The organism is Pseudomonas hefeiensis (assembly GCF_030687835.1).
Taxonomy (GTDB): domain Bacteria; phylum Pseudomonadota; class Gammaproteobacteria; order Pseudomonadales; family Pseudomonadaceae; genus Aquipseudomonas; species Aquipseudomonas hefeiensis.
Map to the genome: position 1 here is coordinate 252,497 of NZ_CP117449.1, position 26,335 is coordinate 278,831.

General features: G+C 60.8%; 8 protein-coding genes and 2 pseudogenes. 6 read left to right on the forward strand and 4 right to left on the reverse strand.

The window, feature by feature from the left end; translation table 11 throughout:
• Window positions 1-176: 176 nt before the first annotated feature.
• The 3 genes from lapG (at window position 177) to PSH57_RS01155 (ending at window position 3,860) form a co-directional block, all read left to right on the forward strand.
• Entirely contained in the window at window positions 177-800 is a 624-nt protein-coding gene (gene lapG / locus PSH57_RS01145) for a cysteine protease LapG (RefSeq protein ID WP_370695181.1), read from the forward strand.
• A gap of 14 nt (window positions 801-814) precedes the next feature.
• Window positions 815-2,761 carry a cyclic di-GMP receptor LapD gene (gene lapD / locus PSH57_RS01150; protein WP_305387337.1) on the forward strand — a complete coding sequence of 649 codons (1,947 nt, stop codon included), beginning with the start codon at window positions 815-817 and terminating at the stop codon, window positions 2,759-2,761.
• A gap of 739 nt (window positions 2,762-3,500) precedes the next feature.
• Window positions 3,501-3,860 carry a DUF6124 family protein gene (locus PSH57_RS01155; RefSeq protein WP_305387338.1) on the forward strand — a complete coding sequence of 120 codons (360 nt, stop codon included), beginning with the start codon at window positions 3,501-3,503 and terminating at the stop codon, window positions 3,858-3,860.
• A 286-nt stretch (window positions 3,861-4,146) separates the two neighbouring features.
• Here the strand turns inward: PSH57_RS01155 and PSH57_RS01160 are convergent, their stop codons facing one another.
• The 4 genes and pseudogenes from PSH57_RS01160 to PSH57_RS29185 all read right to left on the reverse strand — a co-directional run bounded on the left by PSH57_RS01160 (window position 4,147) and on the right by PSH57_RS29185 (window position 20,842).
• Complete coding sequence (locus PSH57_RS01160) at window positions 4,147-4,485, reverse strand: tryptophan synthase subunit beta (RefSeq protein ID WP_305387339.1); 339 nt, start codon at window positions 4,483-4,485, stop codon at window positions 4,147-4,149.
• Between the two features lie 139 nt (window positions 4,486-4,624).
• Window positions 4,625-9,844, reverse strand: a pseudogene (locus tag PSH57_RS29175) (LapA family giant adhesin); the annotation flags it as partial.
• Between the two features lie 31 nt (window positions 9,845-9,875).
• Window positions 9,876-11,528: an immunoglobulin-like domain-containing protein gene (locus tag PSH57_RS29180; RefSeq protein WP_422766062.1), complete on the reverse strand. Its 1,653-nt coding sequence runs from the start codon at window positions 11,526-11,528 to the stop codon at window positions 9,876-9,878.
• Window positions 11,525-20,842, reverse strand: a complete 9,318-nt coding sequence (locus tag PSH57_RS29185; protein WP_422766063.1) for a retention module-containing protein — start codon at window positions 20,840-20,842, stop codon at window positions 11,525-11,527. Before PSH57_RS29185 ends, PSH57_RS29180 begins: the two co-directional genes overlap by 4 nt.
• A gap of 358 nt (window positions 20,843-21,200) precedes the next feature.
• Here PSH57_RS29185 and PSH57_RS01170 point away from each other — a divergent pair.
• The 3 genes and pseudogenes from PSH57_RS01170 (at window position 21,201) to PSH57_RS01180 (ending at window position 26,103) form a co-directional block, all read left to right on the forward strand.
• Window positions 21,201-22,551: pseudogene (locus tag PSH57_RS01170) on the forward strand (TolC family outer membrane protein).
• Window positions 22,552-22,589: 38 nt separating this feature from the next.
• Entirely contained in the window at window positions 22,590-24,746 is a 2,157-nt protein-coding gene (locus PSH57_RS01175; protein WP_305387341.1) for a type I secretion system permease/ATPase, read from the forward strand.
• Window positions 24,736-26,103, forward strand: coding sequence for an HlyD family type I secretion periplasmic adaptor subunit (locus PSH57_RS01180; protein ID WP_305387342.1), 1,368 nt, complete (start codon window positions 24,736-24,738; stop codon window positions 26,101-26,103). Before PSH57_RS01175 ends, PSH57_RS01180 begins: the two co-directional genes overlap by 11 nt.
• Window positions 26,104-26,335: the final 232 nt, after the last annotated feature.

Here is a 26,335-nt window from a genome sequence, read left to right on the forward strand (position 1 = left end):
ACTAAAGTTTAGTCTGCTTGCGGTGATTGCACCTTGCCATTGTCTTTTACCCGGCCAGGCTTCACCATCCAACGAATTTCCAACGGCCCTTTTTGGACGTACTTCCCTTGGCTGCACCTTTCCCTGTTCCCAGGTTCTTGCGCTGGTTGTGTTCGGCATTGTTGCTGGCCGGCGTCATGCTGGGCGGCCTGCAGGCCGACTGGGACTTTGCGCAGATCAGCCGGCGGGCGCAAGCGTTATATGGGCCGTTGGGCGAAGGGCAGCAACGGATCGATGCCTGGCAGCAATTGTTGGCGACCCAGAAGCAGACGCCGGAGCTTGAGCAGCTCAAGGTGGTGAACCTGTTTTTCAACAAACGGGTGCGCTACGTCGAAGACATCGACCTGTGGCGTCAGGTCGATTACTGGGAGACCCCGATCCAGGCCCTGTGGAAAGGCGCCGGGGATTGCGAGGACTATGCCATTGCCAAGTACTTCAGCCTGCGTCGTCTGGGGGTGTCCAGTGACAAGCTGCGCATCACCTACGTCAAGGCGTTGCGGCAGAACCGTGCGCATATGGTGCTCACTTACTACGCGACCCCCGATGCCATGCCGCTGGTACTCGACAGCCTGATCGATGGCATCCTGCCGGCCAGCCAGCGGACCGATCTGTTGCCGGTCTACTCTTTCAATGCCGAGGGGTTGTGGCTGCCAGGGGCCAAGGGCAACAAGAAAGTGGGTGACACCAAGCGCCTGTCCCGGTGGCAGGATGTGTTGAAAAAAATGCAGGCCGAAGGTTTTCCGGTCGAGACGACTAACTAGGAGCGCGCGCTCAGATGTCCTTGTTCAAACAGCTGTTGATCGCTATCTGTCTGTTCCTGGTGGTTGCCTTCAGCGGCAGCTTCATGGTCAGCCTGGAAAGCTCGCGGGCCCAGTACGTCAACCAGTTGCGCTCCCACGCCCAGGACGCGGCCACGGCGCTGGCGCTGTCCCTGACGCCGAACATCGACGACCCGGCGATGGTGGAGCTGATGGTCAGTTCGATCTTCGACAGCGGCTATTACGCGACCATTCGGGTGGTCGATGTCGCCACCGACAAAACCCTCGTCGAGCGCACCGGCACACCCGACGCCGGCAACGTGCCGCAATGGTTCATCAAACTCATCGGCCTGGAGCCGGCCGGTGGCGATGCGATTGTCAGCCGTGGCTGGGAGCAGGCGGCGCGGGTCGAGGTGGTCAGCCACCCGATGTTCGCCCTCGCCAAGCTGTGGCAGAGCGCATTGGGCAGCCTGGGCTGGCTTTTGCTGTGCGGCGCGGTGAGCGCGGTACTGGGGGCCTTGCTGCTGCGTCGTCAGCTCAAGCCGCTGGATTACATGGTGCACCAGTCCCATGCCATCGCCCGTCGCGAGTTCTTGAGCCTGCCGGAGCTGCCACGCACCCCGGAACTGCGCCGGGTGGTGCAGGCGATGAACCAGATGGTCGAGAAGCTCAAGGCGCTGTTTCAAGAGCAGGCCGAGCGCAGCGAAAAACTGCGGGTCGAGTCTTACCAGGACAATCTCACGGGCCTGGCCAACCGGCGGTATTTCGAAATGCAGCTCCACGCCCGGGTGAGCAATCCCGAGCAGGCCAGCTCCGGTTATCTGCTGTTGCTGCGGGTCAAGGACCTGGCCGGGTTGAACCAGCGGCTGGGCGGGCAGCGCACCGACCAGTTGCTTAAGGCTGTGGGCGAACAATTGCTGCGTGAATGCGCCCGTTACCCTGAAACCCACAACCTGGTGACGCGCATCCGCGGCGGGGAATTCGCCGTGCTGGCGCCGGGGCTGGTGCGCGAGGAAGCGCTGCAACTGGCGCAGAACCTCGAAAGCGCGCTGGCGAGCCTGAGTGCCACCGGGGCGACTGACGTGGCTTCGGTGGCTTCCATCGGACTTGCACCCTTCGTCCATGGCGACTCGCCGCAAGCCGTGCTCCAGCTCGGCGACCAGGCCCTTGCCCAGGCCGAAAGCCAGGGAGAGCCGGGTTGGGCCTGCCTGGACCACAGCGCCTCGGCCAGCGTCGGTGACGATCACCATGCCTGGCACACTCTGCTCGACCAGGCCTTGAGCAATCAGCGCTTCGAGCTTTACTTCCAGCCAGTGGTGGCCGCCCAGGACACCCAAGTGGTGCTGCATTACAAAGTGCTGTCGCGGCTGCTGGACGAGCAGGGTCAGACCATCCCCGCCGGGCGCTTCCTGCCGTGGCTGGAGCGCTTCGGCTGGACCGCGCGCCTGGACCGTTTGATGCTCGAACAGGTGCTCAAGCAAATGGCCGGGCACGAACAAGCCCTGGCGCTGAACCTGTCCTCCGCCACCCTGGCTGATCCTCAGGCATTGAACAAAATCTTCGAGATCCTGCGGGCCCACTCCAACCTCGGGCCACGCCTGACCCTGGAAATAGGCGAAGAGCAACTGCCGGAGCAGGCCGTGCTGGAACAATTGACCCGGCAACTGCGCGAGCTGGGCTTCTCCCTGAGCCTGCAGCGCTTTGGTGGGCGGTTCAGCATGATCGGTAACTTGTCGCGGTTGGGGTTGGCTTATCTGAAGATCGATGGCAGCTATATCCGCGCGATTGACCAGGAGAGCGACAAGCGCTTGTTCATCGAGGCGATCCAGCGTGCTGCTCACAGCATTGACCTGCCGTTGATTGCTGAGCGGGTTGAGACGGAAGGGGAGTTGGCGGTGATTCGTGAGATGGGGTTGTTTGGGGTGCAGGGGCAGTTGGTTGGCGAGCCTAAGCGTTGGGGGTGAGGCTTGCTGCGAGGCGGTCTGTATCCTTCTGACCGAGTACATATCCATTGCTGCGGTAACGGCGGCTGGCGGTTTCGCCCTTACGGCGAGTCACTTTTGGCAAACGCCCCAAAAGTAACCAAAAGGTCTTGCCCCACCACTTGGTGCCTCGCCTAGGCTCGGCATGCCCGAACGCAGGCATTGCTCCGTGGGCCCGCCGCGAAGGGCCATCCATGGCCCAGCGCGGCTATCCCGGCATCCATGCCGGGATGCCCACTACGCAACACCTGCGTTCGGGCACACCGAGCCTAAGCGAGGTGCCGAGTGGTGGGGCAAAAGCGCTTTGGTTACTTTCGCGCTTTTCGAAAGTGACCCGCTGTAAGAGCGGAACCGCCAGTAGCCGTTACCGCAGAAACGGATATACACCCCCTCTAAAAGTCAGGTCCTAGGAGATTTCCTTCGAGTTGTGGCGAACTTGGTGAACTTGTCCGGCGTCTGCCCCGTGGCTAGTCTGGGTTTGTCACTGAAAAAACGGTGACACCGGCGTGCAAGCCGGTTAGAAAGACGCTCAACAATATCACCAGCCACTTATCGTGCATTCGTGCTCATGTTTTATGGCAGCTGTGTGCGGGAGACCTTCGGGTCTGCCGAGGTTTTTGGGCGTTGTCTTACTCGGTCTTGCACACTCGCACATAGCTGCCACCCTTCATCGCGTGCAAGCGAGCCAGGGCGGCTCTGAATTGAATAGGAAGCCCAAACCATGTTCAAAGCTACGCCTAACCCTCCACAGCCCTCATCCAAATCCCGAGTCGAAACCCTGCAAGCAAAAAAACTCGACGAAGCCGCCGAGCGCGCTCTCGACTACTATCTCAAACCCAAACCCGTCGACGAGGCCCAAGCAGGCCAGCTCTTCATCGTATCCCCAGACATCGACACCGAAACCCTACTGGCCAATGCCTCCGAAGACCTGCTGTCCATCAGCGCCATCGCGGCCGACCTGGCTGATGACGTCGACGGCTCGCGCCGCAGCGTGATCCTGGCGATCAGTCGAATGGCCGACGGGGTGCATTTGTTGGTGGAGCGGGCGATGGATCGGCTTGAAGTGCCAGCGTCGAGCTGACAGGCCTGTGGTGGATTGAAGATTGCCATCGCGAGCAGGCTCGCTCCCACAAGAGATCTGTTGGCGAATGGAAAATTGCGCCCTGACACAAGTCCAATTGTGGGAGCGGGCTTGCTCGCGAAGGCGTCGGCACATCCAGCATCATCGCAAACTGACCCACCGCTTTCGCGAGCAAGCCCGCTCCCACACAAGAACTGCGTGACGGCAATATCTGCGACTTGCCCCATCCCCCTGTGGGAGCGAGCCTGCTCGCGATGAGGGCAGCCCCGACACCGATGAACCAGGCCTAGATCAACCCCTTCTCATCATCATCGATCAACCGGCTCAACCCGCCCAAGGCTTCCCGGGCCTGGTTGCGGTCCATTAGCTTGGCCTGGGCCGCGGCTGGCAGGTCGGTGACGCGGATGACGCCTTTGCTGGTCAGCACCTGGATCAAGTCGTCGAGTACCCGGATCATTTCCAGGTCGCTCTGCTTGAGCTGCTTGAGGCTGTTTTCTACCGCCTGGTTGGCGAACCAGTCCTGGATCTCGTGGCTGTCGGCCGGCAGGGTTTCGGTGGCCTCCGCATAAGCGGTGGCTTCCACGCGCACCAGCAGGCCTTGTGCATCGCGTTGCACATAAAACATCGGGCATCCCTCATGTATGAAGCGGCGTCATGCTGGGCAGCATAGGCCAACTGTGCGCGAGTATGGAGGGTGGCGACGAAATCGTCATCCTGGGTGCAGCCCGATACGACCGCCCCTAAGGGCGGCCGTTAAGCTTCGGTCAGCTGTTGTTGTGATCGACCTTGATGGTCGGATCACTGCCGGCGATCAACGAGTTCAGGTTCATGTTTGACCAGTTGTTACCTTCCAGCTTGATCGTCACGTCAGGGGTGGCCGCTGCGGCGTCGCCTGCGTTGAACTGGCCGGAAGTGCTGACCTGCAGCGACGACACGCCATCGACCGTGCTGATCTTCAGGAAGTTGTCGATGGTGCTGCCGGTTTCACCCTGCAACAGATCCCGCAGGTCGATCCGGTCACCTTCGCTGGCCTTGAAGTCCTTGATCACGTCGGTGCCGGTGTCGCCGGACTTCCAGACAAAAGTGTCGCCACCCAGTCCACCGATCAGGGTGTCATTGCCCTGGCCGCCGATCAGCGTGTCGTTGCCTTTGCCGCCCAGCAGAATGTCATTGCCCTTGCCACCGTCGAGCAGGTCGTTGCCGCCCTGGCCGAAGATGATGTCATTGCCGGCACCGCCCAGCAGTGTGTCATTGCCATCGTTGGCACCGGACACATCGAAAGCGTTGTAGTGCTCGGTGATGTACTGGTGAACGTTGCTGGTGGTGACTTTGCTGACTTCCACGCCGTTTTGCTGGGCCACGAAGGCCTGAATGGACTGGTAACCTTCGCCGGCGATGCCGTTGAAGCTCACCAGGTCGCCGAACAGGATGTCGTTGCCGTCTGCCCCGTTGACTGTGTCGGCGCCCGGCAGGGTCGCTTCGGTGTGGCCGATGATGGAGTTGGCCAGGTCCTTGGGATCGATGTTGGTCTGCGGAGTTTTGTCCGAGTCGTAGTCCTTCAGGTCGTCCAGCGTCACGCCTTTATTCAGGCCGATGGCTTCCACGCCAGACACCGAACTCAACAGCGCGAAAGCGCTCAGGGAGTTGCTGGTGGTGTTCGAGCCGGTGCTGTTGCCAGTGCCATCGCGATACGACAACTCATAAGTGCCATCGCCCTGGGCGCGCAACGTGCCCAATTCCTCACTGCTCCAGTAACCGCCCCAGGATTTTTTCCAGGTGAGCAGGGAGAGGTTGCCGGATTCGTCGACCTGAACGCGGTGGGTGTTGTCGAGCTCGGCGCTGAACGTCTGGCCCAGTTTGTAGTTGCTCGTGGTGATCAGGCTGTCGAGCTTCACGTTGCCGTACAGGGTCGGGTTCGTCTGCTCGCCGGACTGATAGTAGGTCGGCTCACCGTCGGTGATGAAGTACGTCAGGTTCGTCGCCCCGGTGTTGCTCAGGGCTTCGCTGCTCTTGAACCAGTTGGCCGTGGTCTTGAACACGTCCTCATAGTTGGTGCCGCCGCCAGACACCATCGAATCCAGCACGCTTTTGAGCAGCACGAGTGCGTTCGGGTCATTGAGGTTGACCGATACGGTTTTATTCACCTGGCTGTCAAAGTCCGCCAGGAAGATGTTCACCGTCCCGGAGTTGCCGCCCATGCTCTGCTTGAGGGTGTTGAACACCGACGTCAGCGAGTCCTTGGCGGCTGTGACGGACGATGCGCTCATGCTGCCGGAGCTGTCGACCATGAAGGCGATGTTGTAGTTGACGCCTGGCACGACGGTCAGCCCGCCGATGTCGGCGACCACAATGTCGTTGCCGTCGGTGCCGGTGACGTTGTCACTGCCAGAGGTTGCGGTGGTGGAGGTGTAGACCGCCGGATAAACCGTGACCGGTATCTGCGCCGTGGTGGTTGCCGACCCGCCGAGGGCTTCGGTGGAGGTCGATGTCACGGTCAGGTTGAACTGGCCGTTGTAGTAGGTCGGTGGCGTCAGGGTCAGGCTGCCCAGGTTCCAGCCAGTGACCGAGGCCTCGCCATTGCTGCCTACGGTCACTGTGTGGCCGGCGCCGTCGCTCAGCACGCTGCCTTCCGGGATCCCGCCGACTTTCACGCTCAGGCTTTCGGAGCCGTCGGTATCGGTCAGGGCTGTGGTGATCTTCGACAGGTTCACGCTGCCGCCTTCGGCGCCTTCGTTGAGCTTGAAGCCGTCGTAGTAGCCTTCGCCATTGGTGCCGTGCAGGTCCGAAACAGAGACGCCCGCATTCACCAGATCAGCCACGCCGGTATACAGCGGCACGCCGGCACTGCTCAGGTCGGTCGGGGTGCTGCCGTTGACCGACAGGTTCACGTCATAGCTGCCCGGGCCGGTCTGGTTGTGGTGGTAGATGTCCAGGGTGTAATAGCCGCTGGTGGTTGGGGTGAACGAACCATTGAGCTGGCCGCCCGCTCCCCAGGTGATGCCCGCGACATTCTTGCCGCCGATGGTCACCAGCAGGCTGTCATCGCCGGTACCGCTGAAGGTGTAGGTCTTGCCAGCTTCGAGGAAAATCAGGCCCGAGGTTTTCGACGCGGTGCCCGGATTCACGTTGCTGTCGGACTGCACGTTGTTCACGGTGGTGCTGCTGTTGGGTGTTCCGGCGGCATCGATCACCGACTTCAGCGTACCGGACGGTGCGCCGTTGCCATCGGTGCCCAGGCCCGACAGGCCAGTCCAGACTTCCTTGACCAGGCCAGTGGAGGTCACGGCGTTGCCGGCCACGTTGAGGGTCGGTGCGTCGGCGACCGGTGTAATGTCGATCTTCACGGTGCCGGTGGTGCCCAGCGCTTGACCGTCGGTTGGCTGGAATTTGATCTGCGCGTAATCGGACTTCTGATCGCCCACGCCGTTCGCGTTGCCGTTGGCGCCGGATTCATGGGTATCCGGTGTGAAGCGCAGTTTGCCAGCGTCGATGTCGGTTTTGGTGAAGGTCTGGTTGTTGGCCACGTCCTTCCACGTTGCACCGTCCAGGTACTGCAACTTGCCGTCAGCGGGCAGGCCGGTGATTTTTACCCCAAGACTGGAGGCGGAACTGTCCACATCGCTGACACCAAAGGTCGACCAGCCAAGAATCAGCGAAGTGTCTTCGGTACCGGTCACCGCGCCGCCGGTTGCGACCGGCGCATCGTTGACCCCGACCACGTTCACGGTGGTGGTCGCGGTGTTGGAGTAGCTCGTACCGTCGGTCACCGTCACGGTGATGGTGCGCGGCACGGTGCTCGGGTCGTCGCTGCTGTTGGTGAAGCTGATGTTCTTGATCTGCTGCATGTAGTCGGCCAGCGTCGCATTGCCCGACAACGTCAGGGTGACTGTGCCGTTGGTGCTGTTGGCGTTGATGCTGATGCCGTTGACGCTGTTACCCAGGTTCAGCGCATCGCCGGGCTGACGGTTGGTCAGCACGATGGTGGCGCCGGTCAGCATCGTGCTGTCCGGGTCGGTGATGTTCAGGTCGGTGTCACCGATGGACACGCCCGGGCCGGTGGTGCCTTCGGTGAAGGTCACCTGGTAATCGGCGCCGGTCTTGCCACTGGAGTTGTTGGCATCCAGGTCCAGTACCGGTGGTGCATCGTTGTCGATGATCGAGGTGCTGACGCTGCCGTTGGTGCCGCTGACGGCCAGGTTTTCGAAGTTGCCGCCGGTGGCCGAGTCTATTTTGACCACGAAGTTTTCGGTGCCTTCGGTGATCTTGTCGTCCAGCGTCGCCACGTTGAAAGTGGCGCTGGTGGCATTGGCCGGGATCTTCACGGTGTAGACGCCGGTGAAGTCCGTACCGTCGGCGGCGGTACCGCTGTAGACGATCTTGAGCGTCACTTCGGTTTGCGCCGGGTTCGTCAGGCTCACGGTGTATGTGGCGGCCTGGCCTTCAGTGACGGAGGTGCTGCCGGTGATGCTGACGGTGGTGTTGTCGACGGTGTCGGTCACGTCGGTGACGGCTGGCGTGGTGCTTGGCACCAGGTTTTCGAAGTTGCCACCGGTGGCGTTATCGATGCTGACTTCCACCTTGCCGGCGTCTTTGTAGACGTCGTCTTTTGGCGCATCGACGGTCACAGTGCCAGTTGTGGCGCCAGCAGCGATGTTGATGACCGCGCCATTGCTCAGGGTCACGGTGACCGGAGTGCCAGCGGCGTTGGTCAGGGTCGCGGTGTAGGTGATTTGACCGCCTTCGGCGACCGAATCGGTAGCGCTCAGGCTCAGACCGGTCGAGTCCTGCACGTCGGTAACGGTGGTGTCCGCTGGCGTGGCATCGATGTCCAGTTTTTCGTAGTTGCCGCCCTGAGCATCATCAATCTTGACGCTCAGCGAATCACCACCTGACAAAGCGTCGTTCTGGGTAGCGAAGTTGACCGAACCACTGCTGGAGCCGACCGGGATGGTGATGCTTTGACCGTTCGACAGGGTGATGACCAGCGGAGCACCGGTGACCGGGGCGTTGACCGAAGCGGTGTAAACGACAGTACCGCCTTCGGCGACATTCGCGGTCGCAGTGAGCGAAACGGTGCTGGTGTCGATGGTGTCGGTGACATCAGTCACTGCCGGAGTCGTGCTAGGGACAAGGTTCTCGAAGTTACCGCCGGTGGCGTTGTCGATGCTGACTTCGACCTTGCCGGCATCTTTATAGACGTCGTCTTTTGGCGCATCAACAGTGACCGTGCCAGTGGTAGCGCCGGCGGCGATGTTGATCACTGCGCCGTTGCTCAGGGTCACGGCGACCGGGGTACCGGCTGCGTTGGTCAATGTTGCGGTGTAGGTGATTTGACCGCCTTCGGCGACCGAATCGGTAGCGCTCAGGCTCAGACCGGTCGAGTCCTGCACATCGGTAACGGTGGTGTCAGCCGGAGTGGCATCAATGTCCAGTTTTTCGTAGTTACCGCCCTGGGCGTCGTCGATCTTCACGCTCAGGTTATCGCCGCCAGCGAGGGCGTCGTTCTGGGTAACGAAGTTCACCGAACCGCTGCTGGAGCCAACCGGAATGGTGATGCTTTGACCGTTCGACAGGGTGATGACCAACGGAGCGCCAGTTACCGGGGCGTTGACCGATGCGGTGTAAACCACGGTGCCGCCTTCGGCCACGGAGGAAGTCGCGGTCAGGCTGACAGTCGACGTGTCGATGGTGTCGGTGACATCAGTCACTGCCGGGGTGGTGCTCGGTACCAGGTTTTCGAAGTTACCGCCGATGGCGTTATCGATGCTGACTTCGACCTTGCCGGCATCTTTATAGACGTCGTCAGTCGGTGCATCGACGGTCACGGTGCCAGTGGTAGCGCCGGCGGCGATGTTGATGACCGCTCCATTGCTCAAGGTCACGGTGACCGGAGTGCCGGCAGCGTTGGTCAATGTTGCGGTGTAAACGATCGAACCGCCTTCAGCAACGGTATCGGTTGCACTCAAGGTCAGGCCGGTCGAGTCCTCCACAGTTAATCGGTGTGGTCCGCCGTCGTCAGTCGATGTCCGTAGTTGTACCCTGGGCATCGTCGATCTTCACGCTCAGGTTGTCGCCGCCGGCGAGGACGTCGTTCTGGGTAACGAAGTTCACCGAACCGGAGCTGGAGCCAACCGGAATGGTGATGCTCTGGCCGTTGCTCAACGTCACGACCAGCGGAGCGCCGGTCACCGGAGCGTTGACCGAGGCGGTGTAAACCACGGTACCGCCTTCAGCCACATTCGCGGTCGCGGTGAGCGAAACGGTGCTGGTGTCGATGGTGTCGGTGACATCAGTCACTGCCGGAGTCGTGCTAGGGACAAGGTTCTCGAAGTTACCGCCGGTGGCGTTGTCGATGCTGACTTCGACCTTGCCGGCATCTTTATAGACGTCGTCTTTTGGCGCATCAACAGTGACCGTGCCAGTGGTAGCGCCGGCGGCGATGTTGATCACTGCGCCGTTGCTCAGGGTCACGGCGACCGGGGTACCGGCTGCGTTGGTCAATGTTGCGGTGTAGGTGATTTGACCGCCTTCGGCGACCGAATCGGTAGCGCTCAGGCTCAGACCGGTCGAGTCCTGCACATCGGTAACGGTGGTGTCAGCCGGAGTGGCATCAATGTCCAGTTTTTCGTAGTTGCCGCCCTGGGCGTCGTCGATTTTGACGCTCAGGTTATCGCCGCCAGCGAGGGCGTCGTTCTGGGTCACGAAGTTGACCGAACCGGAGCTGGAGCCGACCGGGATGGTGATGCTTTGACCGTTCGACAGGGTGATGACCAACGGAGCGCCGGTTACCGGGGCGTTGACCGAAGCGGTGTAAACCACGGTGCCGCCTTCAGCCACGGAGGACGTCGCAGTCAGGCTGACAGTCGACGTGTCGATGGTATCGGTGACATCAGTTACTGCCGGGGTGGTACTCGGGACCAGGTTTTCGAAGTTACCACCGGTGGCGTTATCAATGCTGACTTCGACCTTGCCAGCGTCTTTATAGACGTCGTCAGTCGGCGCATCGACGGTCACGGTGCCAGTGGTAGCGCCAGCGGCGATGTTGATTACGGCGCCGTTGCTCAGAGTTACGGTCACTGGCGTGCCGGCAGCGTTGGTCAGGGTTGCGGTGTAAACGATCGAACCGCCTTCGGCAACGGTGTCAGTGGCCGAGAGCGTCAGGCCAGTGGTGTCCTGAACGTCCGTGACAGTTGTGTCCGCCGGAGTCGCGTCGATGTCCAGTTTTTCGTAGTTACCGCCCTGGGCGTCGTCGATCTTGACGCTCAGGTTATCGCCGCCAGCGAGGGCGTCGTTCTGAGTAACGAAGTTGACCGAACCGGAGCTGGAGCCCACTGGAATGGTGATGCTCTGGCCGTTCGACAGGGTGATGACCAACGGAGCGCCGGTTACCGGGGCGTTGGCCGAGGCGGTGTAAACCACGGTGCCGCCTTCGGCCACGGAGGAAGTTGCGGTCAGGCTGACAGTCGAGGTATCGATGGTGTCGGTGACGTCGGTGACTGCCGGAGTCGTGCTTGGTACCAGACTCTCGAAGTTCCCGGTGGCGTTGTCGATGCTGACTTCGACCTTGCCGGCATCTTTATAGACGTCGTCAGTCGGTGCATCGACGGTGACGGTGCCGGTGGTGGCGCCAGCGGCGATGTTGATTACGGCGCCGTTGCTCAGGGTCACGGTGACCGGGTACCGGCTGCGTTGGTCAATGTTGCGGTGTAAACAATCGAACCGCCTTCAGCAACGGTATCGGTCGCACTCAATGTCAGGCCAGTGGTGTCCTGCACATCGGTAACGGTGGTGTCAGCCGGAGTGGCATCAATGTCCAGTTTTTCGTAGTTGCCGCCCTGAGCATCATCAATCTTGACGCTCAGCGAATCACCACCTGACAAAGCGTCGTTCTGGGTAGCGAAGTTGACCGAACCACTGCTGGAGCCGACCGGGATGGTGATGCTTTGACCGTTCGACAGGGTGATGACCAACGGAGCGCCGGTCACCGGGGCGTTGACCGAGGCGGTGTAAACCACGGTACCGCCTTCAGCCACGGAGGAAGTCGCGGTCAGGCTGACAGTCGAGGTATCGATGGTGTCGGTGACGTCGGTGACTGCCGGAGTCGTGCTTGGTACCAGACTCTCGAAGTTCCCGCCGGTGGCGTTGTCGATGCTGACTTCGACCTTGCCGGCATCTTTATAGACGTCGTCAGTCGGTGCATCGACGGTGACGGTGCCGGTGGTGGCGCCAGCGGCGATGTTGATTACGGCGCCGTTGCTCAGGGTCACGGTGACCGGGGTACCGGCTGCGTTGGTCAATGTTGCGGTGTAAACAATCGAACCGCCTTCAGCAACGGTATCGGTCGCACTCAATGTCAGGCCAGTGGTGTCCTGCACATCGGTAACGGTGGTGTCAGCCGGAGTGGCATCAATGTCCAGTTTTTCGTAGTTGCCGCCCTGAGCGTCATCAATCTTGACGCTCAGCGAATCACCACCTGACAAAGCGTCGTTCTGGGTAGCGAAGTTGACCGAACCACTGCTGGAGCCGACCGGGATGGTGATGCTTTGACCGTTCGACAGGGTGATGACCAACGGAGCGCCGGTCACCGGGGCGTTGACCGAGGCGGTGTAAACCACGGTACCGCCTTCAGCCACGGAGGAAGTCGCGGTCAGGCTGACAGTCGAGGTATCGATGGTGTCGGTGACGTCGGTGACTGCCGGAGTCGTGCTTGGTACCAGACTCTCGAAGTTCCCGCCGGTGGCGTTGTCGATGCTGACTTCGACCTTGCCGGCGTCTTTGTAGACGTCGTCAGTCGGCGCGTCGACGGTCACGGTGCCAGTGGTGGCACCGGCAGCGATGTTGATCACCGCGCCGTTGCTCAGAGTCACGGTGACCGGAGTGCCGGCAGCGTTGGTCAGCGTTGCGGTGTAAACAATCGAACCGCCTTCGGCGACGGTGTCAGTTGCCGAGAGCGTGAGGCCGGTCGTGTCCTGCACGTCGGTAACGGTGGTGTCCGCTGGAGTGGCATCGATGTCCAGCTTTTCATAGTTGCCGCCCTGAGCGTCGTCGATCTTGACGCTCAGGTTATCGCCGCCAGCGAGGGCGTCGTTCTGAGTAACGAAGTTGACCGAACCGGAGCTGGAGCCCACTGGAATGGTGATGCTCTGGCCGTTCGACAGGGTGATGACCAACGGAGCGCCGGTTACCGGTGCGTTGACCGAAGCGGTGTAAACGACAGTACCGCCTTCGGCGACATTCGCGGTCGCGGTGAGCGAAACGGTGCTGGTGTCGATGGTGTCGGTGACATCAGTCACTGCCGGAGTCGTGCTAGGGACAAGGTTCTCGAAGTTACCGCCGGTGGCGTTGTCGATGCTGACTTCGACTTTGCCGGCATCTTTATAGACGTCGTCAGTCGGTGCATCGACGGTCACGGTGCCGGTTGTGGCGCCAGCGGCGATGTTGATCACCGCGCCGTTGCTCAGGGTCACGGTGACCGGAGTGCCGGCAGCATTGCTCAGGGTTGCGGTGTAAACGATCGAACCGCCTTCGGCAACGGTGTCACTGGCCGAGAGCGTGAGGCCAGTGGTGTCCTGAACGTCCGTGACAGTTGTGTCCGCCGGAGTCGCGTCGATGTCCAGTTTTTCGTAGTTACCGCCCTGGGCGTCGTCGATCTTGACGCTCAGGTTATCGCCGCCAGCGAGGGCGTCGTTCTGAGTAACGAAGTTGACCGAACCGGAGCTGGAGCCCACTGGAATGGTGATGCTCTGGCCGTTCGACAGGGTGATGACCAACGGAGCGCCGGTTACCGGGGCGTTGACCGAGGCGGTGTAAACCACGGTGCCGCCTTCGGCCACGGAGGAAGTTGCGGTCAGGCTGACAGTCGAGGTATCGATGGTGTCGGTGACGTCGGTGACTGCCGGAGTCGTGCTTGGTACCAGACTCTCGAAGTTCCCGCCGGTGGCGTTGTCGATGCTGACTTCGACCTTGCCGGCATCTTTATAGACGTCGTCAGTCGGTGCATCGACGGTGACGGTGCCGGTGGTGGCGCCAGCGGCGATGTTGATTACGGCGCCGTTGCTCAGGGTCACGGTGACCGGGGTACCGGCTGCGTTGGTCAATGTTGCGGTGTAAACAATCGAACCGCCTTCAGCAACGGTATCGGTCGCACTCAATGTCAGGCCAGTAGTGTCCTGCACGTCGGTAACGGTGGTGTCCGCTGGAGTGGCATCGATGTCCAGCTTTTCATAGTTGCCGCCCTGAGCATCATCAATCTTGACGCTCAGCGAATCACCACCTGACAAAGCGTCGTTCTGGGTCACGAAGTTGACCGAACCGGAGCTGGAGCCGACCGGGATGGTGATGCTTTGACCGTTCGACAGGGTGATGACCAACGGAGCGCCGGTCACCGGGGCGTTGACCGACGCGGTGTAAACCACGGTGCCACCTTCAGCCACGGAGGAAGTCGCGGTCAGGCTGACAGTCGAGGTGTCGATGGTATCGGTTACGTCGGTGACGGCTGGCGTGGTGCTTGGCACCAGGTTTTCGAAGTTGCCACCGGTGGCATTATCGATGCTGACTTCAACTTTGCCAGCGTCTTTGTAGACGTCGTCAGTCGGCGCGTCGACGGTCACGGTGCCAGTTGTGGCGCCAGCGGCGATGTTGATTACCGCGCCATTGCTCAAGGTCACGGTTACTGGCGAGCCAGCTGCATTGGTCAGGGTTGCGGTGTAAACAATCGAGCCGCCTTCGGCAACGGTGTCAGTTGCACTCAAGGTCAGACCGGTCGTGTCCTGAACGTCAGTGACAGTGGTGTCAGCTGGAGTGGCGTCGATTTCCAGTTTTTCGTAGTTACCACCCTGTGCGTCGTCGATCTTGACGCTCAGGTTGTCGCCGCCGGCGAGGGCGTCGTTCTGGGTAACGAAGTTCACCGAACCGCTGCTGGAGCCAACCGGGATGGTGATGCTCTGGCCGTTCGACAGGGTGACGACCAGCGGAGCGCCGGTCACTGGAGCGTTGACCGATGCGGTGTAAACGACAGTGCCGCCTTCAGCCACTGAGGACGTCGCGGACAGGCTGACAGTCGACGTGTCGATGGTGTCGGTCACGTCGGTGATCGCTGGCGTGGTGCTCGGTACCAAGTTTTCGAAGTTGCCACCGATGGCGTTATCGATGCTGACTTCAACTTTGCCGGCGTCTTTATAGACGTCGTCAGTCGGCGCATCGACGGTGATGGTGCCGGTTGTGGCGCCGGCAGCGATGTTGATCACTGCGCCGTTGCTCAGAGTTACGGTCACTGGCGTGCCGGCAGCGTTGGTCAATGTTGCGGTGTAAACGATCGAGCCGCCTTCGGCGACGGTGTCAGTTGCCGAGAGCGTGAGGCCAGTGGTGTCCTGAACGTCCGTGACAGTTGTGTCCGCCGGAGTCGCGTCGATATCCAGTTTTTCGTAGTTGCCGCCCTGTGCGTCGTCGATCTTGACGCTCAGCGAATCACCACCTGACAAAGCGTCGTTCTGGGTAACGAAGTTCACCGAACCGGAGCTGGAACCGACTGGAATGGTGATGCTTTGGCCATTCGACAGGGTGACTACCAGCGGAGCGCCGGTCACCGGAGCGTTGACCGACGCGGTGTAAACCACGGTGCCGCCTTCAGCCACGGAGGAAGTCGCGGTCAGGCTGACAGTCGAGGTATCGATGGTGTCGGTGACGTCGGTGACTGCCGGAGTCGTGCTTGGTACCAGATTCTCGAAGTTACCGCCGGTGGCGGTATCAATGCTGACTTCAACTTTGCCGGCGTCTTTGTAGACGTCGTCAGTCGGTGCATCGACGGTGACGGTGCCGGTTGTGGCGCCAGCGGCGATGTTGATTACAGCGCCGTTGCTCAGAGTCACAGTGACCGGAGTGCCAGCGGCGTTGGTCAATGTTGCGGTGTAAACGATCGAGCCGCCTTCAGCAACGGTATCGGTTGCACTCAAGGTCAGGCCGGTCGAGTCCTGCACATCGGTGACGGTGGTGTCCGCCGGCGTGGCGTCGATGTCCAGTTTTTCGTAGTTGCCACCCTGGGCATCGTCGATCTTCACGCTCAGGTTGTCGCCGCCAGCGAGGGCGTCGTTCTGGGTAACGAAGTTCACCGAACCGGAGCTGGAACCGACTGGAATGGTGATGCTTTGACCGTTGCTCAACGTTACGACCAGCGGAGCGCCCGTTACTGGGGCGTTGACCGAGGCGGTGTAAACGACAGTACCACCTTCAGCTACATTCGCGGTCGCAGTGAGCGAAACGGTGCTGGTGTCGATGGTGTCGGTGACATCAGTCACTGCAGGCGTGGTGCTTGGGACCAGGTTTTCGAAGCTACCACCCGATGCGTTATCGATGCTGACTTCGACCTTACCGGCGTCTTTGTAGACGTCGTCAGTCGGTGCATCGACGGTGACGGTGCCGGTTGTGGCGCCAGCGGCGATGTTGATTACAGCGCCGTTGCTCAAGGTCACGGTCACTGGCGAGCCAGCGGCATTGCTCAGGGTCGCGGTGTAAACAATCGAGCCGCCTTCGGCAACGGTGTCAGTTGCACTCAAGGTCAGACCGGTCGTGTCCTGAACGTCAGTGACAGTGGTGTCAGCTGGAGTGGCGTCGATGTCCAGTTTTTCATAGTTACCGCCCTGTGCGTCGTCGATCTTCACGCTCAGGTTATCGCCGCCGGCGAGGGCGTCGTTCTGGGTAACGAAGTTCACCGAACCGCTGCTGGAGCCAACCGGGATGGTGATGCTCTGGCCGTTCGACAGGGTGACGACCAGCGGAGCGCCGGTGACTGGTGCGTTGACCGAAGCGGTGTAAACGACAGTGCCGCCTTCAGCCACATTCGCGGTCGCGGTGAGTGAAACGGTGCTGGTGTCGATGGTATCGGTGACATCGGTCACTGCAGGCGTGGTGCTTGGGACCAGGTTTTCGAAGCTACCACCCGATGCGTTATCGATGCTGACTTCGACCTTACCGGCGTCTTTGTAGACGTCGTCAGTCGGTGCATCGACGGTGACGGTGCCGGTTGTGGCGCCAGCGGCGATGTTGATTACCGCGCCGTTGCTCAAGGTCACGGTCACTGGCGAGCCAGCGGCATTGCTCAGGATCGCGGTGTAAACAATCGAGCCGCCTTCGGCAACGGTGTCAGTTGCACTCAAGGTCAGACCGGTCGTGTCCTGAACGTCAGTGACAGTGGTGTCAGCTGGAGTGGCGTCGATGTCCAGTTTTTCATAGTTACCGCCCTGTGCGTCGTCGATCTTCACGCTCAGGTTATCGCCGCCGGCGAGGGCGTCGTTCTGGGTAACGAAGTTCACCGAACCGCTGCTGGAGCCAACCGGGATGGTGATGCTCTGGCCGTTCGACAGGGTGATGACCAGCGGAGCGCCGGTGACTGGTGCGTTGACCGAAGCGGTGTAAACGACAGTGCCGCCTTCAGCCACATTCGCGGTCGCGGTGAGTGAAACGGTGCTGGTGTCGATGGTATCGGTGACATCAGTCACTGCAGGCGTGGTGCTTGGGACCAGGTTTTCGAAGCTACCACCCGATGCGTTATCGATGCTGACTTCGACCTTACCGGCGTCTTTGTAGACGTCGTCAGTCGGTGCATCGACGGTGACGGTGCCGGTTGTGGCGCCAGCGGCGATGTTGATTACCGCGCCGTTGCTCAAGGTCACGGTCACTGGCGTGCCGGCAGCGTTGGTCAATGTCGCGGTGTAGGTGATTTGACCGCCTTCGGCAACCGAATCGGTAGCGCTCAGGCTCAGGCCGGTCGAGTCCTGCACATCGGTAACGGTGGTGTCAGCCGGCGTGGCGTCGATGTCCAGTTTTTCGTAGTTACCGCCCTGGGCGTCGTCGATCTTGACGCTCAGCGAATCACCACCTGACAAAGCGTCGTTCTGAGTAACGAAGTTGACCGAACCGCTGCTGGAACCGACTGGAATGGTGATGCTCTGGCCGTTGCTCAACGTCACGACCAGCGGAGCGCCCGTCACTGGGGCGTTGACCGAGGCGGTGTAAACGACAGTACCACCTTCAGCTACATTCGCGGTCGCAGTGAGCGAAACGGTGCTGGTGTCGATGGTGTCGGTGACATCAGTCACTGCAGGCGTGGTGCTTGGCACCAAATTCTCGAAGTTACCGCCGGTGGCGGTATCAATGCTGACTTCAACCTTGCCGGCGTCTTTGTAGACGTCTTCGGTCGGAGCGTCGACGGTCACGGTGCCGGTTGTGGCGCCGGCAGCGATGTTGATCACTGCGCCGTTGCTCAGAGTTACGGTCACTGGCGTGCCGGCAGCGTTGGTCAATGTCGCGGTGTAAACGATCGAACCACCTTCGGCGACGGTGTCAGTTGCCGAGAGCGTGAGGCCAGTGGTGTCCTGAACGTCCGTGACAGTTGTGTCAGCCGGAGTGGCATCGATGTCCAGTTTTTCGTAGTTGCCGCCTTGGGCATCGTCAATCTTGACGCTCAGCGAATCACCACCTGACAAAGCGTCGTTCTGGGTAACGAAGTTGACAGAACCGGAGCTGGAACCGACTGGAATGGTGATGCTCTGGCCGTTGCTCAACGTCACGACCAACGGAGCGCCAGTTACCGGGGCGTTGACCGACGCGGTGTAAACCACGGTGCCGCCTTCGGCGACATTCGCGGTCGCAGTGAGCGAAACGGTGCTGGTGTCGATGGTGTCGGTGACATCAGTCACTGCAGGCGTGGTGCTTGGCACCAAATTCTCGAAGTTACCGCCGGTGGCGTTGTCGATGCTGACTTCGACTTTGCCTGCATCTTTATAGACGTCGTCAGTCGGCGCATCTACGGTCACGGTGCCGGTGGTGGCGCCGGCGGCGATGTTGATGACCGCTCCATTGCTCAAGGTCACAGTGACCGGAGTGCCGGCAGCGTTGGTCAATGTTGCGGTGTAAACAATCGAACCACCCTCTGCCACTTCAGTGGAAGCTGACAGGCTCAGACCGGTGGTGTCCACCGAATCGGTAATCGTCGTCACGGCAGGCGTGGTGCTTGGCACCAGGCTTTCAAAGTTGCCACCCGTGGCCCCGGTAATGGTGGTGCTGACGGTGCTGCCATTGTTGTAGACGTCGTTGGCCGGGGTATCGACGTTGACGGTACCGGTGGTTTGTCCGGCGGCGATGGTGATGACCGAGCCATTGCTCAAGGTCACGGTTACCGGGGTCTGGGCCGGGTTGGTCAGGGTGGCGGTGTAGGTGATCTGGCCGCCTTCGGTGATGGTGTCGCTGGCGGTCAAGGTCAGGCCGGTGGCGTCCACCGAATCGGTGATCGTCGTCACGGCAGGCGTGGTGCTCGGCACCAGGTTTTCAAAGTTGCCGCCCGTGGCCCCGGTAATGGTGGTGCTGACGGTGCTGCCATTGTTGTAGACGTCGTTGGCCGGGGTATCGACGTTGACGGTACCGGTGGTTTGTCCGGCGGCGATGGTGATGACCGAGCCATTGCTCAAGGTCATGGTCACCGGGGTTTGAGCCGGGTTGGTCAGGGTCGCGGTGTAGGTGATCTGGCCGCCTTCGGTGATGGTGTCGCTGGCGGTCAAGGTCAGGCCGGTGGCGTCCACCGAATCGGTAATCGTCGTCACGGCAGGCGTGGTGTTTGGCACCAGGCTTTCAAAGTTGCCGCCCGTGGCCCCGGTAATGGTGGTGCTGACGGTGCTGCCATTGTTGTAGACGTCGTTGGCTGGGGTATCGACGTTGACGGTGCCGGTGGTTTGTCCGGCGGCGATGGTGATGACCGAGCCATTGCTCAAGGTCACGGTTACCGGGGTTTGAGCCGGGTTGGTCAGGGTGGCGGTGTAGGTGATCTGGCCGCCTTCGGTGATGGTGTCGCTGGCAGTCAAGGTCAGGCCGGTGGTGTCCACCGAATCGGTAATCGTCGTCACGGCAGGCGTGGTGTTTGGCACCAGGCTTTCAAAGTTGCCGCCCGTGGCCCCGGTAATGGTGGTGCTGACGGTGCTGCCATTGTTGTAGACGTCGTTGGCCGGGGTATCGACGTTGACGGCGCCGGTGGTTTGTCCGGCGGCGATGGTGATGACCGAGCCATTGCTCAAGGTCACGGTTACCGGGGTTTGAGCCGGGTTGGTCAGGGTGGCGGTGTAGGTGATCTGACCGCCTTCGGTCACGGTGTTGCCCGCCGTCAGGGTGACGGTGGTGGTGTCGACGGTGTCGGTGATCTGGGTCACGGCCGGAGTGGTGGGCACGGTCACGGCAATGCCGGTGCCGCCAGTAGTGCCGGTGACGGTGACGCTGATCTGGCTAGGGTCGTTATAGACGGTGTCGTTCGGCGCCAGGGGGACGTTGACACTGCCGGTCAGTTGCCCGGCGGGAATCACGATCACTGCACCGTTGGACAGGGTCACGATCAGGTTGGTCTGAGGTGCCTGGGTGACGGTCGCGGTGTAGACCAGCACGCCGCCGGCTTCAGTCAGGGTCGGGGTGGCGCTCAGGGTCAAAGTCGAATCAAGCACCGCGTTGGCAGTGGTATCGGTGTCGCCGCCGGTGATGTCATCGTCAGCGGCGGCGGCAGTGCTCAAACCTTCAGTCGGGAACCCGATGGTCGGGTCGACGCTGCCAGCGGTGGCATCCAGCATCACCACGCTGTGGCCGCCACCGGCGGCCCCACCCGTACCTGCGGCAGTGGCGCCAGCGGCGGTGGCTTCAAGGGCGGTCGTCGGGTCGACACCGGCGGCAATGGCCTGTTGCAACTCTTCTACAGATGGCGCGGCCTGGGCAGTGGCCTGGGCCAGATCGGTGGAAGAGTCCGGGGCACTGGCGCTCCACTGGGTGTCGCGACCCAAGTCCAGAGTGCGCCCATCGGCCAGCTCCAAAGTAACGGCGCCTTCAGGGCCGGTGTCTAACTGATCGCCTGTGTACAGGCGGTCACCTTCAATGAGCACACGCCGAATGCCCTCGGGGGATACGACGAAAACCTGTCCAACAATGCTTTTGACGACGGCAATAACACTGCTCATTGAAGACTCTCCGGGTGCCACGTTCAGTAGACTTCCATGTACCGGACAGCCTGTGGCTGCGCCGGTCTGGACGTTCTTGCTTCGCTAGATAAGGTTGTTTTGACGCTTTTTAATGTCAATATTTTGGCTTATTTTTTTGGTTTATTTGTTTATGCCAAAGTATTGACCTTCTGCTGGCCATCCTAAACAATCGCTTCAGTAATGTCACATTGATATTTAAGCGGCGACCTGTTCTTTCGGTGCATGATTCACTGCCTGTTTCGAACTTTCCGACATACGGTCATCCCGGTTGCCATCATCCGATGCAGCGCCACCTTTCGCTGTGATTCAAGACAAGAGTTTCGGGAAAAATCCAACCATGCGTTCGCACCTGTTCAAGGCTTTACCTTTCGCCCTCGCCGCCAGTTTCGTACAAGCACAAACCTTGCCGCAGGCCATGCAACAGGCGTTGGATGTCCATCCTGAAATCCAGGCCGGGGTGAACAGTCGTTTGGCGGCGGACTACCAGCTCAAGGCCGCCAAAGGTGGCTACCTGCCTAGAGTGGATCTGGCGGCGGGGTACGGTCGCGAAGGCACCGACAGTGTCACAACCCGCTCGGGCGGTACCAACCACTGGGAAACCTTGAACCGTAGCGAGTCCAGCCTGCGCCTGACGCAAATGGTTTTTGACGGTTTTGCGACGTCCAGCGAAGTGGGGCGTCAACAAGCCACCGTGAATGCCCGCGCCTATTCCTTGCTGGACGCGTCCGAGCGCACCGGGGTTGACCGTGGCCCAGGTTTATCTGGATGTGCTGACCCGGCGCGAGTTCGTGCGCCTGGCTGAGGAAAACCTCAAGAGTCACGAGCGCATCTTCGATCAAATCAAGCTGCGTACCGACCGTGGCGTGGGCAGCGGCGCCGATCTGGATCAGGCTGAGGCGCGCATGGCCCAGGCCCGCAACAACCTGATCACCGAGCAGACCAACCTGGCCGACGCAGAGACCAACTACCTCAGCGCCGTGGGCCAGATGCCCGACCAACTGGAACGTCCCTCCGATTTTCTGGCGTTGTTGCCGGCCAACTTGAACGAAGCCCGCGCCCAGATGCTGGAAAACAGCCCGGTGTTGCGTTCGGCGGAGGCAGACATCGCGGCCGCCGAGCAACAGTACGAAGCCGCCAAGTCGAGCTTCTACCCACGCTTCGACGCCGAGTTGGGCCGTACCGCCGACAACGATCTGGATGGTCAGAACGGTCACAACAACGAATGGCAAGCTATGCTGCGCATGCGTTTCAACCTGTATGCCGGTGGTAGCAACAAAGCGGATCTGGAGTCCAAGTCGTATTTGTCGAACCAGGCCCTGGACATCCGCAACAATGCCCTGCGTCAACTGACTGAAGAGTTGGGCCTGGCCTGGAACGCTCTCAACAACGCCAATGCCCAAGTGCCGATTGCCCAGCAATACGTCGATCACAGCACCAACGTACGCACCGCCTACCAGCGGCAGTTCGGCCTCGGCGAGCGGACCCTGCTCGACTTGCTCGACAGCGAAAACGAGCTGTTCAGCGCATCCCGCCGTCTGGCGGAGATCAAGAACGTGCAGTTGTTCAGTCAATACCGGATCAAGGCAACCATGGGCCAGTTGCTCAAAAGTCAGGGCGTTGTCGCGCCGTTGGCATCCGTTGTGCAGAATGACATCAAGCCCAGGGTCCAGTTGCCTGGGATGAATTGAGTCATCCATCCCGTTTTGACCAGCAAAGAGTGCCCAGCGTGGAATCAGAAGTCAGTCGAGCCGAACTCATCCATGATCCACGCACGCTGCACGATGACCCGTTGCTGGACGGTTTGCTGGCGCTTTGCATGCTCCATCAGAAGCCGGCCAGCGCGGCGATGCTCACCACGGGCCTGCCGTTGCCCAAGCAACGGCTGAGCGTCGAATTATTGTCGCGTGCGGCAGCGCGTGCCGGTCTGCAAGGCCGGGTGCTGCAACGCAGGCTCGAGCAGATACCGACCATCGCCATGCCGGCCCTGTTGTTGCTCAAGGACGGTCGCAGCGCGGTATTGCTCGGCTGGGTCGGCGATGACCAGGCGCGTCTGCTGCTCAGCGAAAGCGACGGCGGCGAAGTGACGGTCAGCCGCGAACTGCTGGCCGACGACTACAGCGGCAAAGTGTTCTTCGCCCAACCGCAACATAAATTCGACGTGAACCACGGTACGCTCATCCCCCGGGCGCGCTCGTGGTTTCGCGACACCCTCAAGCGGTCGCGCTGGCTGTACGCCGACGCCATCGCCGCCAGCTTGCTGATCAACATTATCGCCATGGCTGCGCCGCTGTTCGTGATGAACGTTTACGATCGCGTGGTGCCGAACCAGGCCGAATCCACCCTGTGGGTGCTGGCGATCGGCATCACTGGCGCCTATGTATTCGACCTGATCCTCAAGATGTTGCGCAGCCTGTGCCTGGACCTGGCCGGCAAGAAAACCGACCTGATCATTTCGGCAACGCTGTTCGAGCGCATCGTTGGCATGGCCATGAAGTATCGCCCGGCCCGGGTTGGCAGCTTTGCCCAGAACATCCATGAGTTCCAAAGCCTGCGGGACTTTCTCGCGTCCTTGACCCTGACCAGCCTGATCGACCTGCCGTTCACCTTGCTGATCTTCATGGTCATCGCGATCCTCGGCGGACATCTGGTATGGATTCCGGTGCTGGCCTTTCCGATTGCCCTGCTGATCGGCTACGCCTTGCAAAAGCCCCTGGCGGCGACCATGGAGCGAACCATGGCCCTGGGCGCCGAGCGTCAATCCAGCCTGATCGAAACCCTGGCCGGTCTGGATGCGGTGAAGGTCAACAACGCCGAGAGTGAGCGCCAATATCAGTGGGAACAAACCATTGGCACGCTCAGTCGTCTCGAGCTGCGGGTGAAGATGCTGTCTGGCCTGGCGATGAACATCACTTTGCTGATCCAGCAGTTGGCCGGGGTGATCATGATCGTCTTCGGCGTCTATCAGATCATCGACGGCAACCTGAGCATGGGTGGGTTGATCGCCTGCTACATGCTCAGTGGTCGCGCCCTCAGCCCGTTGGCGTCGCTGTCGGGTCTGTTGACTCGCTATCAGCAGGCGCGGGTGACCATGGTTTCGGTCGATCAGATGATGGAGCTGCCCCAGGAGCGCAATTTCGAAGAGCGCCCGTTGAGCCGTAAGGTCTTGCAAGGCGCTATTGAATGCCGTCAGTTGAATTTCACCTACCCGAACCAGCAGAACGCCGCGTTGAAGAACATCAACCTGGTGATCAAGCCCGGGGAAAAAATCGGCATCATCGGTCGTAGCGGCTCGGGCAAGAGCTCCCTGGCCAAGTTGCTGGTGGGTCTGTATCAGCCGGACGACGGAGCATTGCTGGTTGACGGCGTGGACATTCGCCAGATCGACGTCAGTGAGTTGCGCTACAACATCGGTTATGTGCCCCAGGATATCCAGCTGCTGGCCGGCACCCTGCGGGACAACCTGACCTCCGGTGCCCGTTACGTCGAGGACGAACTGGTGCTCCAGGCCGCCGAGCTTGCCGGTGTGCATGAGTTCGCGCGCCTGCATCCGCAAGGCTATGAACTGCAAGTTGGCGAGCGCGGGCAGAACCTGTCCGGCGGCCAGCGACAGAACGTCGCCCTGGCCCGCGCGTTGCTGCTCAACCCGCCCATCCTGCTGTTGGATGAACCCACCAGTGCCATGGACAACACCGGTGAGGAACGCTTGAAACAGCGCCTGGCCGCCGTGGTGGAAAACAAGACAGTGCTGCTGGTGACGCACCGGGCATCCTTGCTGTCGCTGGTGGACCGCCTGTTGGTGATCGACCGTGGGCAGATCCTCGCCGACGGCCCGAAAGCCGCGGTGATGGAAGCGTTGAAGAAGGGGCAGATCAGTGTTGCTTAAGTCGGGTTTGAAAAATGCCGTGGGCCGCTATTTCAAGGGCTCGGACTCGCTGCATGGCCAGCCTCTGCCTGAGGTCAACAAAGCTCTGATCGAAGACGCCCCGCGGGTGGTGCGGCTGACGATCTGGGGGATCATCGGCTTCTTTGTGTTCCTGTTGCTGTGGGCCAACTTCGCGCAGGTCGACGAAGTGACCAAGGGCGACGGCAAGGCGATTCCGTCGTCCAAGATCCAGAAAATCCAGAACCTGGAAGGCGGTATCGTTGCCGAGCTGTTTGTCAGCGAAGGGCAGATCGTCGAGGCCGGCGCGCCATTGATTCGCCTGGATGACACTCGGTTTGTCTCCAATGTGGGGGAGACCGAGGCTGATCGCTTGTCCATGTTGTTGCGGGTCGAACGCCTCAGTGCCGAGGTCGATGACCGGCCGCTGAACTTTCCGGAGGACGTGCTCAAGGCGGTACCGCGCCAGGCCGCCAGCGAAGAGTCGCTGTACATCAGCCGTCGTCAGCAACTGCACGATGAAATCGGCGGGTTGCAGGAGCAGTTGATCCAGCGTCAGCAGGAGTTGCGCGAGTTTATTTCCAAGCAGTCGCAGTATCGCTCCGCTCTGTCGTTGCAACGCCAGGAGATCAATATGTCCGAGCCGCTGGTAGCCCAGGGCGCGGTGTCACCGGTGGAAGTGCTGCGGCTCAAGCGGGCTGAAGTCGAAACCCGTGGACAACTGGACGCTACGACACTGGCGATTCCCCGCGCCGAATCGGCGATCAAGGAAGTGCAGCGCAAGATTGATGAGACGCGCGGCAAGTTCCGCAGCGAAGCCCTGACCCAACTCAATGAGGCGCGCACCGACCTGAACAAGGCCCAGGCCACGGGCAAGGCTCTGGAGGATAGGGTAAGCCGTACACTGGTCACCTCGCCGGTGCGGGGTATCGTCAACAAGTTGCTGGTGAACACCATCGGCGGGGTAATCCAGCCTGGCAGTGACCTGGTGGAAATCGTGCCACTGGACGATACCCTTCTGGTGGAAGCGAAAATCCGTCCCCAGGACATCGCCTTCCTGCACCCCGGTCAGGACGCCACGGTGAAATTCACCGCGTACGACTACACCATTTACGGTGGATTGAAAGCCAAGCTGGAGCAGATCGGCGCCGACACCATCACCGACGAAGACAAGAAAACCACTTACTACATCATCAAGCTGCGCACCGAACGCAGCCACTTGGGCACCGATGAAAAACCGCTGTTGATCATCCCGGGCATGGTGGCCTCGGTGGACATCATCACCGGCAAGAAAACCGTGCTCAGCTACCTGCTCAAACCGATCATCAAGGCCCGGGCCGAGGCGTTGCACGAGCGGTAGTGTTTGAGCGGGCGCTTCAACTTGAGGCCTGGGCTTTTGTGGCGAGGGAGCAAACGCCCGCTGACCTGTGTAGGAGCTGTCGAGTGCAACGAGGCTTCGATCTTTCCCGAGACACTTGAGTTTCAAGCGAAAGATCAAAAGATAGCAGGCTCCGCCAGCGCCTACAGAGCCATCCCTTCGCCACAGGTTCTGTGTTGCCTGGGCTGACGCCTTCGCGAGCAAGCCCGCTCCC

Bases quoted from the DNA above. Each gene is read 5' to 3' on its own strand.
- lapD (WP_305387337.1), top strand. From the start codon at position 815: ATGTCCTTGTTCAAACAGCTGTTGATCGCTATCTGTCTGTTCCTGGTG.
- PSH57_RS29185 (WP_422766063.1), bottom strand. From the start codon at position 20,842: ATGAGCAGTGTTATTGCCGTCGTCAAAAGCATTGTTGGACAGGTTTTC.
- PSH57_RS01160 (WP_305387339.1), bottom strand. From the start codon at position 4,485: ATGTTTTATGTGCAACGCGATGCACAAGGCCTGCTGGTGCGCGTGGAA.
- PSH57_RS01155 (WP_305387338.1), top strand. From the start codon at position 3,501: ATGTTCAAAGCTACGCCTAACCCTCCACAGCCCTCATCCAAATCCCGA.
- lapG (WP_370695181.1), top strand. From the start codon at position 177: ATGCTGGGCGGCCTGCAGGCCGACTGGGACTTTGCGCAGATCAGCCGG.